Origin of the sequence: Bacillus sp. 0102A (genome assembly GCF_036765155.1) — a bacterium.
GTDB lineage: Bacteria > Bacillota > Bacilli > Bacillales > Bacillaceae > Bacillus > Bacillus subtilis_G.
In genome coordinates this window covers 273,039-287,441 of record NZ_JBAIZW010000003.1, presented here as the reverse complement: position 1 = coordinate 287,441, position 14,403 = coordinate 273,039, and the positions used below count along the sequence as shown (strand labels likewise).

General features: G+C 43.4%; 13 protein-coding genes. 2 read left to right on the top strand and 11 right to left on the bottom strand.

Annotated elements, in window-relative coordinates; genetic code table 11:
- Positions 1-4 precede the first annotated feature (4 nt).
- Positions 5-694 carry a two-component system response regulator DegU gene (gene degU / locus V6D41_RS09645; RefSeq protein WP_003219701.1) on the bottom strand — a complete coding sequence of 230 codons (690 nt, stop codon included), beginning with the start codon at positions 692-694 and terminating at the stop codon, positions 5-7.
- An 82-nt stretch (positions 695-776) separates the two neighbouring features.
- Positions 777-1,934 (bottom strand): two-component sensor histidine kinase DegS, encoded by a 1,158-nt coding sequence (gene degS / locus V6D41_RS09640; RefSeq protein WP_148962624.1) that lies wholly within the window; start codon positions 1,932-1,934, stop codon positions 777-779.
- Between the two features lie 216 nt (positions 1,935-2,150).
- Between degS and V6D41_RS09635 the strand changes: the two genes are divergently transcribed.
- Positions 2,151-2,801: a YigZ family protein gene (locus V6D41_RS09635; RefSeq protein ID WP_333518046.1), complete on the top strand. Its 651-nt coding sequence runs from the start codon at positions 2,151-2,153 to the stop codon at positions 2,799-2,801.
- Between the two features lie 2 nt (positions 2,802-2,803).
- A complete protein-coding gene (locus V6D41_RS09630; protein WP_333518045.1) occupies positions 2,804-3,916 on the top strand; it encodes an LCP family protein in 1,113 nt (370 codons plus the stop codon).
- A gap of 72 nt (positions 3,917-3,988) precedes the next feature.
- Here V6D41_RS09630 and V6D41_RS09625 read toward each other — a convergent pair whose 3' ends face one another.
- The 9 genes from V6D41_RS09625 to V6D41_RS09585 all read right to left on the bottom strand — a co-directional run bounded on the left by V6D41_RS09625 (position 3,989) and on the right by V6D41_RS09585 (position 14,256).
- Complete coding sequence (locus tag V6D41_RS09625; protein WP_087991564.1) at positions 3,989-5,065, bottom strand: MraY family glycosyltransferase; 1,077 nt, start codon at positions 5,063-5,065, stop codon at positions 3,989-3,991.
- A gap of 144 nt (positions 5,066-5,209) precedes the next feature.
- A complete protein-coding gene (tuaH, locus tag V6D41_RS09620) occupies positions 5,210-6,403 on the bottom strand; it encodes a teichuronic acid biosynthesis protein TuaH (RefSeq protein WP_333518170.1) in 1,194 nt (397 codons plus the stop codon).
- A 28-nt stretch (positions 6,404-6,431) separates the two neighbouring features.
- Positions 6,432-7,190, bottom strand: a complete 759-nt coding sequence (gene tuaG / locus V6D41_RS09615; protein ID WP_148962621.1) for a teichuronic acid biosynthesis protein TuaG — start codon at positions 7,188-7,190, stop codon at positions 6,432-6,434.
- Between the two features lie 24 nt (positions 7,191-7,214).
- The gene (gene tuaF, locus V6D41_RS09610; protein ID WP_333518044.1) at positions 7,215-7,895 is read right to left on the bottom strand and encodes a teichuronic acid biosynthesis protein TuaF; all 681 of its coding nucleotides are present in this window, start codon (positions 7,893-7,895) and stop codon (positions 7,215-7,217) included.
- A 28-nt stretch (positions 7,896-7,923) separates the two neighbouring features.
- A complete protein-coding gene (gene tuaE / locus V6D41_RS09605) occupies positions 7,924-9,390 on the bottom strand; it encodes a teichuronic acid biosynthesis protein TuaE (protein WP_333518043.1) in 1,467 nt (488 codons plus the stop codon).
- A gap of 86 nt (positions 9,391-9,476) precedes the next feature.
- Positions 9,477-10,862, bottom strand: coding sequence for a UDP-glucose 6-dehydrogenase TuaD (tuaD, locus tag V6D41_RS09600; RefSeq protein WP_333518042.1), 1,386 nt, complete (start codon positions 10,860-10,862; stop codon positions 9,477-9,479).
- A 61-nt stretch (positions 10,863-10,923) separates the two neighbouring features.
- A complete protein-coding gene (tuaC, locus tag V6D41_RS09595) occupies positions 10,924-12,093 on the bottom strand; it encodes a teichuronic acid biosynthesis protein TuaC (RefSeq protein ID WP_333518041.1) in 1,170 nt (389 codons plus the stop codon).
- Positions 12,090-13,541 carry a teichuronic acid biosynthesis protein TuaB gene (gene tuaB, locus V6D41_RS09590; protein WP_333518040.1) on the bottom strand — a complete coding sequence of 484 codons (1,452 nt, stop codon included), beginning with the start codon at positions 13,539-13,541 and terminating at the stop codon, positions 12,090-12,092. Before tuaB ends, tuaC begins: the two co-directional genes overlap by 4 nt.
- A 55-nt stretch (positions 13,542-13,596) precedes the next feature.
- Positions 13,597-14,256, bottom strand: a complete 660-nt coding sequence (locus V6D41_RS09585) for an exopolysaccharide biosynthesis polyprenyl glycosylphosphotransferase (RefSeq protein ID WP_333518039.1) — start codon at positions 14,254-14,256, stop codon at positions 13,597-13,599.
- Between the last annotated feature and the right edge of the window lie 147 nt (positions 14,257-14,403).

Here is a 14,403-nt window from a genome sequence, read left to right as displayed (position 1 = left end):
TATACTATCTCATTTCTACCCAGCCATTTTTAATGGCGACCACAACGGCTTGCGTCCGGTCGTTTACATTCATTTTTTGCAAAATATTGCTCACATGGTTTTTGACGGTTTTCTCACTGATAAACAATGATTCACCGATACCGCGGTTGCTTTTTCCGTCTGCAAGCATCTGCAGCACTTCACATTCCCGTCTAGTTAAGATATGTAATGGTCTGCGGATTTCAGGGTAGACCTCATGCTGAGGGTGTGCAGAAACTCCGCTTGTTGCAAGACGGCGGAATTCGTTAACGAGATTGTGAGTAACCTTCGGATGAAGGTAAGAACCTCCCTCGGCAACTACTTTAACCGCTTCAATTAATGTATCAGCATCCATCTCTTTCAGCAGATAACCTCTCGCGCCGGTTTTCAGGGCATGTGTTACATAATTTTCATCATCGTGAATTGATAGAATAATTACTTTAGATTCAGGATACAGCTCTACAAGCTGTTTTGTAGCTTCCACACCATTTACGTTTGGCATATTGATATCCATGATCACAACATCAGGATGATAGTGCTCGACAATACGAGCCGCTTCATCTCCGTCGTCCCCTTCGGCTACCACTTCAAAGGTAGGTTCAAAATCCAATATTCGTTTAACACCTTCACGAAATAACTGATGGTCGTCGATAATAACAATGTTTACTTTAGTCACAAGCCACGCCTCCTTGTATTATTGTTCTATATACTCTAGCATTCGGTCAATATGCCTTTTGGCTCTATTTTACAAATCATAGTCAAAGAGATAACGGAACCTTGATCATAATAAATGTCCCAAGACCTATTTTCGAATCTATTGTTATGGTTCCTTCCAATAAATCTACTCTTTCTTTCATGCCCAGCAAGCCGAATGATTTATTTTTCTTCTCTTTCGCTTCCTTCAGGTCAAACCCTTTGCCGTTATCTTTTATCATTAAAATCACAAAATCCTTTGTGACCTCAACTTTGACAGTAATTTCTTCAGATTCGGAATGCTTTAGCGCATTAGACACAGCTTCCTGTGCGAGCCTGAAGAGCGCCACTTCAAACTGGGGCGCAAGCCGCCTATCCTCTGTGTCACCGATACACTGAAAATGTATTTTGACATTACCGTTATATTCCTCTGTTGTATATAGATATTTTCTCAAAGTTGGAATCAGGCCTAGGTCATCAAGGGCCATCGGTCTTAAATCATATATAATCCTTCTCACTTCGTAAAGGGCATTCCGCACATTTTGACGGAGATTTTTAATTTCTTGGAAACCGTCCTCAGTGCCGCGGTCACGGAAAATCCGCTCGATTAATTCCGATCTCATCATCACATTTGCCAGCATTTGAGCGGGTCCGTCATGAATTTCTCTGGAGACCCTTTTTCTTTCTTCTTCCTGCGCCTCAATAATTCTTAAGCCAAAATCCTGTTTTGCCTGAGCATCAGCAAGAAGCATTCCGACTTCGCGCAAATCCTGATTCAGGTAATTAAGAACAACTGTAATTTGGCTTACTAATGATTCAGACCGTTCAATGATTTCCTGAAGGCCTAACAATCTGCGCTCTAAATCATCCCGGCGTTCGCGCAGCTGCTTCTCACGCTGCTGGATCATCGTCAATTCTACCTGCAGCTTATGGGCTTTTTCGTAAGCATTGCGAATTTCTTCTTCACTGAATCTATGAAAATTGCGGCTGACCTCCGATAAACGGTTTCTCGCATGACGGGTTTGCACTTCAAGTTTATCGCCAAGCTCGATGACTTCATAAACCTGCTGTTTAATTTGTTTCAGTTCTTCAACCAGCTGTTCATACTGCTGGCGTGACTGCTCCCCGATTTGAAAAACCTCATCCTTGCTCCCGTCAACGGTTTTCAGCATCTTCATCAAAATAGAATCCAGAACTTTGGAATCCATCTTTGTTTTATTCATAATTTCCCTCCGTCACGGCGTTGTTATATATTTTTATTATAAATGTAATTGATCTGCAATTTATGTCGAATTATAATGAAAGAATGCGTATATTCTAGAAAAAAACAATTTTATATACCTTCTATTCTTTATGATACCAAATTACGCACAAAAATTCTAAAGACTGTACGAATTTGTATAGGCAGTCTTTTATGCTTAGCAGGAGGGTCAGCAAGCATGCTGCACAGCTATTTTACTGTGAAAGAAACAGGAGAACACGAGATTGTTATAGAAAAATCGCGTTTTATCTGTCATTTAAGCCGTGCTTCTACCGAACAAGAGGCACAGGAATTTATACAGAAAATAAAGAAACAGCACTGGAATGCGACTCATAATTGCTCGGCTTACGTCATTGGCGAGAACGATCATATCCAAAAAGCCAATGATGATGGAGAACCAAGCGGTACAGCGGGAGTGCCGATGCTTGAGGTATTAAAAAAACGCGGCCTTAAGGATACTTGCGCCGTCGTTACACGATATTTCGGAGGCATTAAACTTGGGGCCGGCGGATTAATTCGCGCTTATGGAAAATCAGTGTCTGAAGGATTAAATCATATAGGTGTTGTAGAACGAAAGCTTATGCGCGTCATGCACACTTCCGCGGATTACACGTGGCTTGGCAAGATTGAAAATGAACTAAGAGAATCACAATTTCTGTTAAAGGAAATCCATTATGCCGAAAATGTTGAATTCGAAACATACGTCGAAGAAAAAGAAACAAACGCATTTTCTGGGTGGATGACAGAACTGACAAATGGAAAGAGTGATATTAAAGAGGGAGAGTTGACGTATCTTGAAAAAGCCGTCAATCACATAAAGGAGACTTAATAATGGCTGAACGCGTTAGAGTACGTGTGCGAAAAAAGAAAAAGAGCAAACGCACGAAAATTTTAAAAAGAATGATGTTATTGTTCGCCCTTGCAATATTGGTAGTCGTAGGGCTTGGAGGATATAAACTTTATAAAACCATTAGCGCTGCGGATGATTCATATGATGCTCTTTCCCGCGGAAATAAATCAAATCTTCGCAGCGAAGTTGTAGATATGAAGAAAAAACCGTTTTCTATTTTATTTATGGGAATAGAGGATTACGCGACCAAAGGACAAAAAGGGAGATCAGACTCTCTTATTGTCGTTACCCTGGATCCCAAAAATAAAACCATGAAAATGCTGAGTATTCCGCGTGATACACGAGTGCAATTAGCCAGTAACACAACCGGAAGCAAAACAAAGATTAATGCCGCTTACAGCAAAGGCGGAAAAGATGAGACAGTTGAAACTGTTGAAAACTTCTTGCAAATCCCGATCGATAAATATGTAACAGTCGATTTTGACGGCTTTAAAGATGTGATTAATGAAGTTGGCGGCATTGATGTAGATGTACCTTTCGATTTTGATGAAAAAAGTGATGTAAATGAAAGCAAACGGATTTACTTCAAAAAAGGCGAGATGCATTTAAACGGCGAAGAAGCCTTGGCGTATGCCCGTATGAGAAAACAGGATAAACGCGGAGACTTTGGCCGTAATGACAGACAGAAACAAATCTTAAATGCGCTGATTGACCAAATGTCAAGTGCAAGCAACATTGCTAAGATTGATAAAATCGCAGAAAAAGCAAGCGAAAACGTTGAAACCAATATTCGCATTACTGAAGGTTTAGCCCTGCAACAGATTTACAGCGGCTTTACCAGCAAGAAAATCGACACGTTGAGCATTACAGGATCTGATTTATATTTAGGGGCGAACAACACGTATTATTTTGAACCAGATGCCACAAATCTGGAGACTGTCCGAAAAACGCTCCAAGAGCATTTAGATTATTCTTCAGATACAAGCAGCACTCGCACAGATGAAAGCACAACAACTGATGATACAACGTATTCGAATGACAGCAGCACAAGCTCAAACAGTACAACGAATTCAACAACCGATTCATCATATTAAAAAAATGCCCGGTCCTATAAAGATCGGGCATTTTTGCGCAGAAAAAAACTCCAGCGTCTTCAGCCGGAGTTTTTAATTTCTCTTCACCAGCCGTTTATAAAATTTCGTAAACGGCTTAAATTTTTCATTCACGAGTCCTGTCACTTCTGCTATGATTTGCATAAAAATAATTAAAACGAAGATAATAAACAAAGAGAGCCAAATTGTGGCACTTTTAAGCACGATTGCACTGATGCTGAAAATGAATCCAATGAGATAAATCACAATGACCGACATCCGGTGTGATAGGCCAAAGGCCATCAGTCTGTGATGGATGTGGGACTTATCGGGTGCCGAAATCGGCTGTTTGTTTAAAATTCTTCTGACGATAGCAAATGTTGTGTCAAAAATCGGCACACCTAATATAATAACCGGGATAACGATACTGAACAATGTTACGCTTTTATACAGGCCTAATAATGAAAGAATCGAAATACAATACCCTAAAAAAAGTGATCCTGTATCACCCATAAAGATTTTGGCCGGATGAAAGTTATGGAACAAAAATCCAAGCGTACTGGCGATAACCACCAGTGATAGTGACAGAATAAGTACTTTTCCGCCGGATAGCGCCATAACAGCGATCGTTGACAGGCCGATAACAGAGAGACCGGCAGCAAGGCCATCCAATCCGTCAATTAGGTTAATCGCGTTTGTGATGCCGACAATCCATAATACTGTCAGCGGATAAGCCAGCCACCCTAACTCAAATCGTTCTGCTAAAAAAGGCACTGAGAAAAAGTCCATTTTTAAGCCGGTGCTTACAATCATAATGGCTACACCTAATTGAATCAAAAACTTAACTTTTGCACTTAATTGATATTTATCGTCAAGAATACCTAACACAATAATGATGAATGCTCCGACTGTAATAGCCGTCATTTTTGTTTCTGTGTAAATACCGGATGCAAGCACGCCTGCAACCACTCCGATAAATATGGCCAGCCCGCCCATCCGGGGCATGATTTTGTCATGTACTTTTCGATTGCTGGGCTGGTCAACTGCACCTATTTTAATCGCAATCCTTTTTACGATTGGGGTTATGATTAAAACTGTCAGCAGCGAGACAATAAACGCAACAACAATGCGAATCATGCGTTCGTCAAGCATAAAGAAGTCTCCTTTGGGATTAAATAAAGTCTTTATTTATATAGAGAACCGTTCCTTCCATTATACCTTCTCCCTAGTTATTATAACAAGCTTCATCAAAAAGAAACACGTATAATCAAAAAACGCGCATCCCAATTTATAGGACTACGCATGTTTTTGAATCCCTGTATATTTCATGATTTGTTTAAATAAGCAATTCCAATCTTTTTCGCGGGCGATGTTTCGGCGCATTTCTTTATACGTTTCGTCCCCGTGTTGGCCAAGCACTTTTTCGCACGCGGCGATAAAATCAAGCGGATGATCGCCTTCTACATATTCGTATACATACGGCTTCTGCATTTTTGAAGTCGATGGAAGATTACAGCCGACGACAGGCTTTCCAGCGGCTAAAAATTCAAATAGTTTTAACGGAAAAACGGCTTGATTATACGATGAGTTTTTATATGGCATGATGCCGATATCGATAAGCTCCATATATTGAGGAACTTCTTTTGGCTCCGCCGGACCGGTCCATATCACATTGGGAAGCCTCAGCAGCTCTTGAAACGAGACATCGCCATTAGTGGCATCAGGACCAACCCATAAAAATGTCCAATCAGGCTTTTGGAGCGCTGCTTCTTCAATCATTTTAAAATCGAGTTTAGGCTTAATTCCGCCGATAAAACCTAATACGATTCCTTCTCTTCCCTGCAATATGCTGCGATCGGGAGCCGCTTTATTTGCAGAAAACAGCTCATATTCCACACCGTTTTCGACAGTATGCACCTTTTCTCGTCCCGCAGTCAGTTTTTTGTCTACTTCTTGGTGGAGATAATCCGATGAACAGGTTATGGAATCTGCACGATGTATAATTCTCAGCTCTGCCGATTTAATGACTTTTCGCCGGAGTTCAGACAGAAGATTTGAACGTCCGCTGATCGGCGCCGCCCATAAGTCACTGCAATCATAAATCACTTGATCCCAAGAATACAGCGAAGACAGCAGCGGGAATCCGGGAAACGTATACCATAAACAGCAGCGTTCACCGTTTGCAGAAGCAGAAGTCAGCTTATCAAGTAATGGTGATAGCTTATGTCTGTAAAAAACATCTGTATATCGTCCGAAACGAAACATTTTTTTCTGGAGCAAGTCTTTAACAGCGAATTGCCTGATGCCTGAATGAACTTGCTGACATTCATTCCCTTGGGTTCGCGGAGCCGGACAAACCCAAATGACTTCCTTCGTTTCCTCCTGAGCAGCTAAAAATTCCGCCAGCCGGTGCCGCCTGTATCTCAATTGGTCTTTTCCCCATTCAGCAGTGGCAACGATGACATGAATGATTGCTTCTTTTGTTTCCACCTTCATCACCTTTTCTCTCTGTTTGCGGTTATAATCTTTTTTTCACCGCGTTTTTTGCATATTGAACAAAACACCATGTTGCTTTGATGAAATGAAGCCGTTCGATCTCTCTATAGACAAACCACGTTTTTTTCGCAGCCTTCCATTTGTTGCTGGATATCGAGTTATTGACAAGCCGATATTCAGCCAGGCATTCATTCATCCCATAAGCGGTAAACCCTTTTTTTAAAAGAGACAGCCATGTGGCCAAGTCCTGCCGCGTTCTGATATTCGGCATTTGGATCTGTCCCGTTTGTTCCCTGTCAATCATTACTGTCAAGCAGCCGATAATCGTATTTTTCAAGGCATCATCGTACGTCAGGCTTTCCGGGGCATCAATATATTTATCGAGCGGGGTTCCGTCCTGCGCCATTAAGCTGTAGCCTGTGAAAGAAAACGCACAGGAGCGCTCCATCATAAAATCAAGCTGCTTTTCGAGTTTGTCTTTTTTCCATGTGTCATCACTGTCCAAAAATGCTACAAATCGTCCTTGAGCACGCTCCAATGCTTTGTTGCGGGCAACCGCAGCTCCGCTATTCTCTTCCAGATACACCACATGAATTCTTTCATCTCTTTCTTCATACTGCTTCAAAATGCCGCGTGTCCCATCCGTTGAGCAATCATCCACGATAATCATTTCCCAATGGGAGTGGCTCTGATCTAACACTGAATGAATCGTGTCTTCAATATAGTCACGCGCATTATAAGAAGGTGTAATGACAGATACAAGAGGTTTCCAATTGGTCATGATCACATCTCCATCGGTATGATTTTAAAAGGACTCTCTAAAAAATTCAGGAATGACAACGAACATAAAGGCAAGTGTGAGGCCGATCATAACGCCAAGAACCGCTTTCTTTTTCGGGGACATTCCGCCGCCAGCCGCCTCACTTACGGTTTCAGAATCAGTGATACTGGCTGCTTTCAGATTAAGCTTTGTGTTTTGCAGCTCATACAAAAATCTTTCTTTATCCACTTTGGAATCCTCACTCACCGTCTCGCCTTCGAGCGCGTCTATACTGCGGCGGATGACGGCTTCTCTTTCTGCGTACAGTTTTTGATCGTTTTTGAGAAAGGTGGAGGAAATGGCGTTTAAGACGGATTCCGTTTTACCCTTATCCTCGTCGCTATAGCCCAAGGTCAGTAAAGATTTGGATTCCGCTTTGATGGTAAGCTTCTCCTTGATCTCAGCCAGATCTTCAGCCTTTTCATCAGGAAGGGCCTCCTTCAAAAAAGAGTCGCTCTTGAGCAAAAGGGGAATCTCCTCTATGTTGTTATAAATCGGATGATCATATCTCCCCACAGCTAAAGTGTCTTCAGCTGTATAGCGCTTTTGGTCAGCGATCTGGGACGGCAGGATATACCCCGCCGCACCTAATATAATTGGCACCGCTATGATCCAAATGATATTTTTTTTCATGCGACGGGCTATTTTTATCAATATATCGTTCATATAAGTCTCCCTGCTTTTTGTAGTCTGTTTATCTGTACACCGGTTCAGGCATCTGTCTGGATCGCCTTAACACATTCACAGCGGCGATGACGAGGGCCAGAAACACCCAATGAAAAAATAAATTTGAAACAGAGCTTGGGCTGATACTTGATGCCAAGAAACTGACCAGAGCAGTAATAAGCCCTTCTGTGATCAGTTTTGACTGCTTTTCTAATTTTCTTTCATAAAATTTATAAAGCACCCATATAAGGTAGGCATAAACGGCGAGATATCCCAGCATAATGAACAAGCCAAAGTTAGCAAGGATTTCAACAAGCCAGTTGTGCACCTCTGTCACATCGTCAGTATCATATAAAGCATAGTGCTCAAGATAATAGGATACATTCCCTGCTCCGACTCCGAATCCGTATGAATCAAGGAAAAAATGCCACGCGTTTTTCAGCAGATTGGCCCGGCCCACATTGGATGGAAGCCTGTCATGAAATGAATGCAGCGTCTGCGGAGCCATAAACAGCTCCCAAAACTTTGAATAAATCCGGCTGGCGAATAGAACTGCAAAAATGGCAACCCCTGCCGCTGACACCCATATGGCCATTTTCTTGAGAACAGGCGGCAAAACAATGAAAATGTAGACAGCAATGCCTGCAAAAATGCCGAGAAGGCTGGCCCTTGAACCGGTAGCAAAAATTAAATACAGCGCACAGAGCGAGAGCACAAGGCCAATCGCCTTGAGGTATCCATTCTTTATGTTTTTCATCATCGTGATGTAAAAAAAGAAACTGATCGATAAAAAGGTCGCAAAGTCATTTTGATTAAAAAAGACAGATGTCGGATAATGCTGCTTATATTCCGGTCCGCTGTACAGTGTTGAACTCGGGAGATGGTGATGGGTCATGTGATTGTAAAAACCGATGATCATCAGAAACACTGTCATGACAAGCCAAATCGAATAAACCATCATCAGCTGCTCCATTTTTTGCACGTACATGACAATGATGTAAATGAAGAAGATACCCATAGCCAATAAAGCCAAATATTTGATGCCGGCTGTCACCGACTTGGCCCACAGCAGAGAAACAAGGCCGTATATAAACCAAAAGGCGAAAAAGAGCAAGATCCCTTTCACTTGCAGTCCGTTCCATCTTTCAATATGTGTTCGATTCCGAATCATACCGATCACATGGAGGCATCCCGCTGAAAGGAGCAGAAGCCTGTAAAGGAACAAACTGAAAAAACCAAGATGAATGGCGAAAAATGCATTATTTAAAAAAGTGCAGGCGATCAAAATATAGATAACAGCCATAAAGAGCCGTTCTTTTGTTGTAAATGCGGTTGCAAGCGCTAGCGCAAACAGCCCGATTACCAATACCGCGAGCACGGCAGCCATCTGCATGAAACCTGTATGTGTGCGATTGGCTCCCAGCAATAGGATGATCCCAAATATAGCAGCGGCCAATAATGCAAGCATATGGACCGCTGAACGTTTGATACTCACATGTTTAACCCCTTTCCTGATGTTTCAGGAGCCGGCGGCCGAGCCTAAGCAGCCGACAGTTTCAACCCAAGTAACACTTTTTCTTTTTATAAATTGACACTCCCAAAGTCTTTAGCCAATTCCTCGAGCGGCAAGCCCGGAAAATACCTGTCAGAAGGTTCCGTTCCCCGAACAGCGGGACGGCCGATGGAGTGGTAAATGTATCCGGCTGCCTGCATCTCCTCAAGTGAGAATAAATTTCTCCCATCGATGATGATTGGCTGTTTTAAGATAGTTTTCACTTTTACAAGCTCCATTTCTTTTACTTCCGGCCAATCCGTTAAAACCAGGCATGCATCTGTGTCCTCAATCGCATCATACACATCTGTGTAATACTCGACCTGTTCGCCAAGGATTGCTGAAGCTTCAGGAATCGCAATCGGATCGTATGCTTTTACATGTGCGCCCAGCTGCTGCAGCATCGGGATAATATCTAGAGCAGGAGCGGATCTCACATCGTTTGTATTCGGCTTGAAGGCCAATCCGAGGACGGAAATGGTTCTTCCTTTGATGCTTCCCATAACAGTTAAGAGTTTATCTACAATATGAACGCGCTGCTTTTCGTTCGTTTCAATGACAGCTTCAATGAGCTTGAATGGATAGCCGGCCGATTTTGCGATTTGAAGCAGTGCGGTTGTATCCTTTGGAAAACACGAGCCGCCAAATCCAATACCTGCTTTTAGGAACTTCTTGCCGATACGGCTGTCAAGCCCTACGCCATCAGCAACTTTCGAAACATCTGCGCCGACTCGCTCACAAATGTTTGCGATATCGTTGATAAAGGAAATCTTTGTCGCCAGAAACGCATTTGCGGCGTATTTAATCATTTCTGCACTTTCTAAGTTTGTTTTAATGACAGGAGTGTAGAAAGGCTTGTGCAGATCCTCAATGATGGCAGCGGCTTTATGGCTTGTTGAGCCAATCACGGCACGCTCCATATTCATCGTGTCATGAATCGCTGAGCCCTCCCGAAGGAATTCAGGGTTAGATACAACATCAAAGGAGTATCTTCCTTTTGAAGCTTTTTGAACGATAGATTGAACCAGTTTTCCTGTTCCAACCGGGACTGTGCTTTTATTTACGATAACTTTATAGCCGTTCAGTTGCTCACCGATCGTTTTCGCCGCCGCTTTGACGTACGTTAGATCAGCTTCACCTGTTTTGGACATCGGGGTTCCGACTGCAATATAAATAATGTCAGATGCCCGAATGGCGGACGGGATATCGTTAGTAAAGGACAGACGCTGATCCAGCACATTTTTTTCAACTAAGTCTGCAAGCCCTGGCTCATAGATCGGGATTACCCCATTTTTCAGACTTCTAATTTTTGATTCATCGATATCACAGCAAGCAACTTTATTGCCGATCTCCGCAAAGCAAGTGCCTGATACGAGTCCTACATAACCTGTTCCAATGACAGCTATTCTTTTCACAGCGATCATCCCTCTCCTGTAAAATGATTGTCCTATTTATATTGGTCGCAGTTTCTTACGATTAAACGGACGTTTTCACGACCGTCTGATACTGATGATGCAAGGCCTTGGCATTTTTTCCGGCGTCAAATTGCGCCTGCACGATTTCATACAAATCATCTGCTATTTCCGGTTTCCACATTTGCTCATGTTCATACAGAGCGATCGCTTCCGCCAAGGCTTGAGCAGACCTCGGTTTAATCAGCAGATGCCGATGCTTACCGAATAACGATGCCACTCCGCCAACATCCGTACAGATGACAGGAACCCTTAGCGCGAGCGCCTCAATCACGACAGTCGGCATCCCCTCACTGTAAGAAGGAAGCACGAACATGTCTGCCGCAAGCAAATAGTCTCTCACCTTATGATTGGGCACTTGGCCTGTGACGATATGGCCCTTTTGCATCAACATGGACTTTGCAGGACCGTCCCCGACAAAGACTGCCTTAGGAGGTTGCTTCAATGACTCTATGGCGTCAGACAGTTCAAAAATGCCTTTCTCCCTGACGAGCCGGCCCACATAGACGGCCAGACGCTGATCGAGCGGGAGCCCGAGTTTTTTTCTGGTTTCTTCTTTTGTCTGCTCATTCTCCTGAAAGCGGCTGAGCTGTATGCCGATCGGCAGAACCGAGCTGTCCAAGCCGGAAAGCTTTTTGGTTTCTTCCTGAAGCTTGTGGCTGACTGCTAAAACAGCTGACGCGGAACCTACCGCACGATTGAAGGCTTTAAACGCCCCTTTGCTGTAATGCGGATAGACATTCACATCACTGCCGTGCAAGGTCAGGACATATGGAATTCGCTCTGACTCCGACACGACTGCCGCAGCCCCGCCCGATGGCATGGCAAAGTGCGCATGAATCAGATCCGGATGTAAGTCGCGCTGTTTCATCATTTTTAAAACGGCTGTTGCGATCCTCCGATGAGGCTGCGCCCACTTCAGCTGGCCGGGAACCGCTCGATAGAAAGGCCGGTAAACCGGTATCCCCTTCCTAATCTCATACTCCGGTCTGGTATCCTTTTTTCGATATGTCTTTTTCAACATGCGGACAGGCGCGGAATGAAAAGGCCGCGGGCATATCACGGTGATATCAAGCCCAAGTTTTTGCAGCTCTTGGACCTGTGTCTCATGAAACACACCCTCACCGGGTTTCAGACTGCTCGGATATACGCTTGTGATCCACAAAATCTTCATGACAAACGTCCTTTTCTTAGTAGTTTACTTTTCATTTGAGGGTACGCTTTTACCAAAAGAAAAAGATAGCACAGCGCCCCGGCCGCCACTGAAATGGCCAGCCGCATTTCTGCCTGCAGACTGAAGTGTTCCGTACCTAGGCTTACACCAAACGCGATGATAGCCATCACGACTGTGATCAGAAACGGCTTTATAATCGACTGGAAGTAGGCCGAAAGATTAAGCTTGATGACATATGCCAACAGCCAGCGGCCGATCAGGAAATTGAAAACACTGATGATGGCATATACCCATGCGACAGTCAGCAGACTTCCCGTCTGAACGGCTGCAAACAGTGACAATCCGTACAGCAGCAGCACACCGGAATCCCAATAAAATGCTAAGTCCGCTCTTCCTTTAGCAAGCAGCACAGATCCATTTGGATTCATGAGCACTCTTAGTATCCCGACAATGGCCAGAACATTGAGAACCGGTACAGCAGCGAGCCATTTTTCTCCGAAAACCGCTGCGATAAAGGCGTCTGACACAGACACGAGCCCGATTAACAGCGGAAACGAAACAATCGCCAGCATCTTTGTCATATTCAGAAAACCTTCTCTGATCACGCTGTTTTCATATTTGTTTTTTGCGAAAACAGGGAATGCCACCCGTGTCACAATCGGATTGATTTTCAATACCGGAATGGTGACAATCTGGTAAGCAAGGTTATAAATCCCCAACGCTTCAGCACCGATAAACCGTCCGATCAAAATCATATCGATATTCGCTCCCAGCCTGTTCACAAGACGGGATGAAAGCTGAAAAGCTCCAAAGGAAAAGAACGCCTTCATTCCCCTTAAGTCAAAAACAAAAGCGGGGTGCCATTTTTTTCGGTATACGACCCAATACAAAATCCCTTTAATGGACTGCAGCAGCACTTGAGAAATGACGTACGCTAAAATCGCGTCCATCATAAAAACCGCAATTGCTAAATATCCGAAGGACAATGCGTTTGAAAAAATCTCAATTTTGCTTAACGTATTAAAATGCAGCTGCTTTTGCAGCATATACTGGTACTGCTGTCCGATTGGCGCAATCAAAAACATAATCGCTAAAATCCGAATCAGAAACACCAGCTCTTCTCTTTGATAAAATCCCGCAATGGCGGGACTGCTCACATATAAAAGAACAAACAGCAAAACGCCGGTCATAATGTTAAGCCAATACAAGGTTGACAGCTGGCGCTCCGTTGCGTCATCCCTCTGAATTAACGCCGCGCCAAATCCCATATCAAGCACAATCTGGGCGAACACTATAACCGTTGTGATCATGCCGACGAGTCCAAATTCCGTTAAGGTCATCATATTTCCTAGCAGGGCAAACTGAACAATTTGTATGACTGTAATGCATATCGTCGAAATACTTGTCCACTTTGCGCCGCTTATGATCTGTTTTGTAATACTTGGCATCATATTCCCTACTTCGTTTTAAGCTCAGATTGATGGCAAATGCAGATGTTCAGTCTTATCTTGCACCATCACCTGTCCACACTACTTTACAAGTTTTTAACATAATTTTTAATTCTAAAGTGAAAGTCAGATTTCGAATGTAATATAAATCAAATATCAGTTTTTCCTTCGGCGTCATATCATAACCGCCATTCACCTGAGCCCAGCCGCTCAATCCCGGTTTAACAGCCAAACGCTGTGTAAAGTCTGGAATCTCATTCTGGAATTTTTCTGTAAACACTGGACGTTCCGGACGAGGGCCTATCATACTCATATCGCCTTTCAGCACATTAAATAGCTGAGGAAGCTCGTCAATTCTCGTTCTTCTGATAAAAGCTCCGATCCTTGTCACCCGCGGATCTTGCTTCTGCGCCCAAACAGCCCCAGACTTCTCGGCATCTATTTTCATGGAACGAAGCTTATAAAGCTTAAATCGTTTCCCGCCTTTCCCTACGCGTTCCTGCGTATAAATGGCAGGCCCCGGCGTCTCCAAACAAATCAGTATTGAAAATACCGCAATCATTGGCAGCGCAATCGCCAATCCAATGAGCGCAAACCAAATATCCATTACGCGCTTTACTGCTAAATAACGAGCCGCCTTTTCAGATAATGTAAAAGAATGTATTTGCTGAACTGAGAATTCACGACTCACATTCATGCTTTTCTCTGCACTCACTGACACACACCTCACGATTTGTTTGGGATGTTATGATGACCTATGCCAGTCAGTTTAGCAGACGGATGTTAATTGGATGTAAATGGTATGTTAAGAAGTGTGAATTTGTTATTTTTTCTGACAAATTTTTTTTCATATTCTTTTACT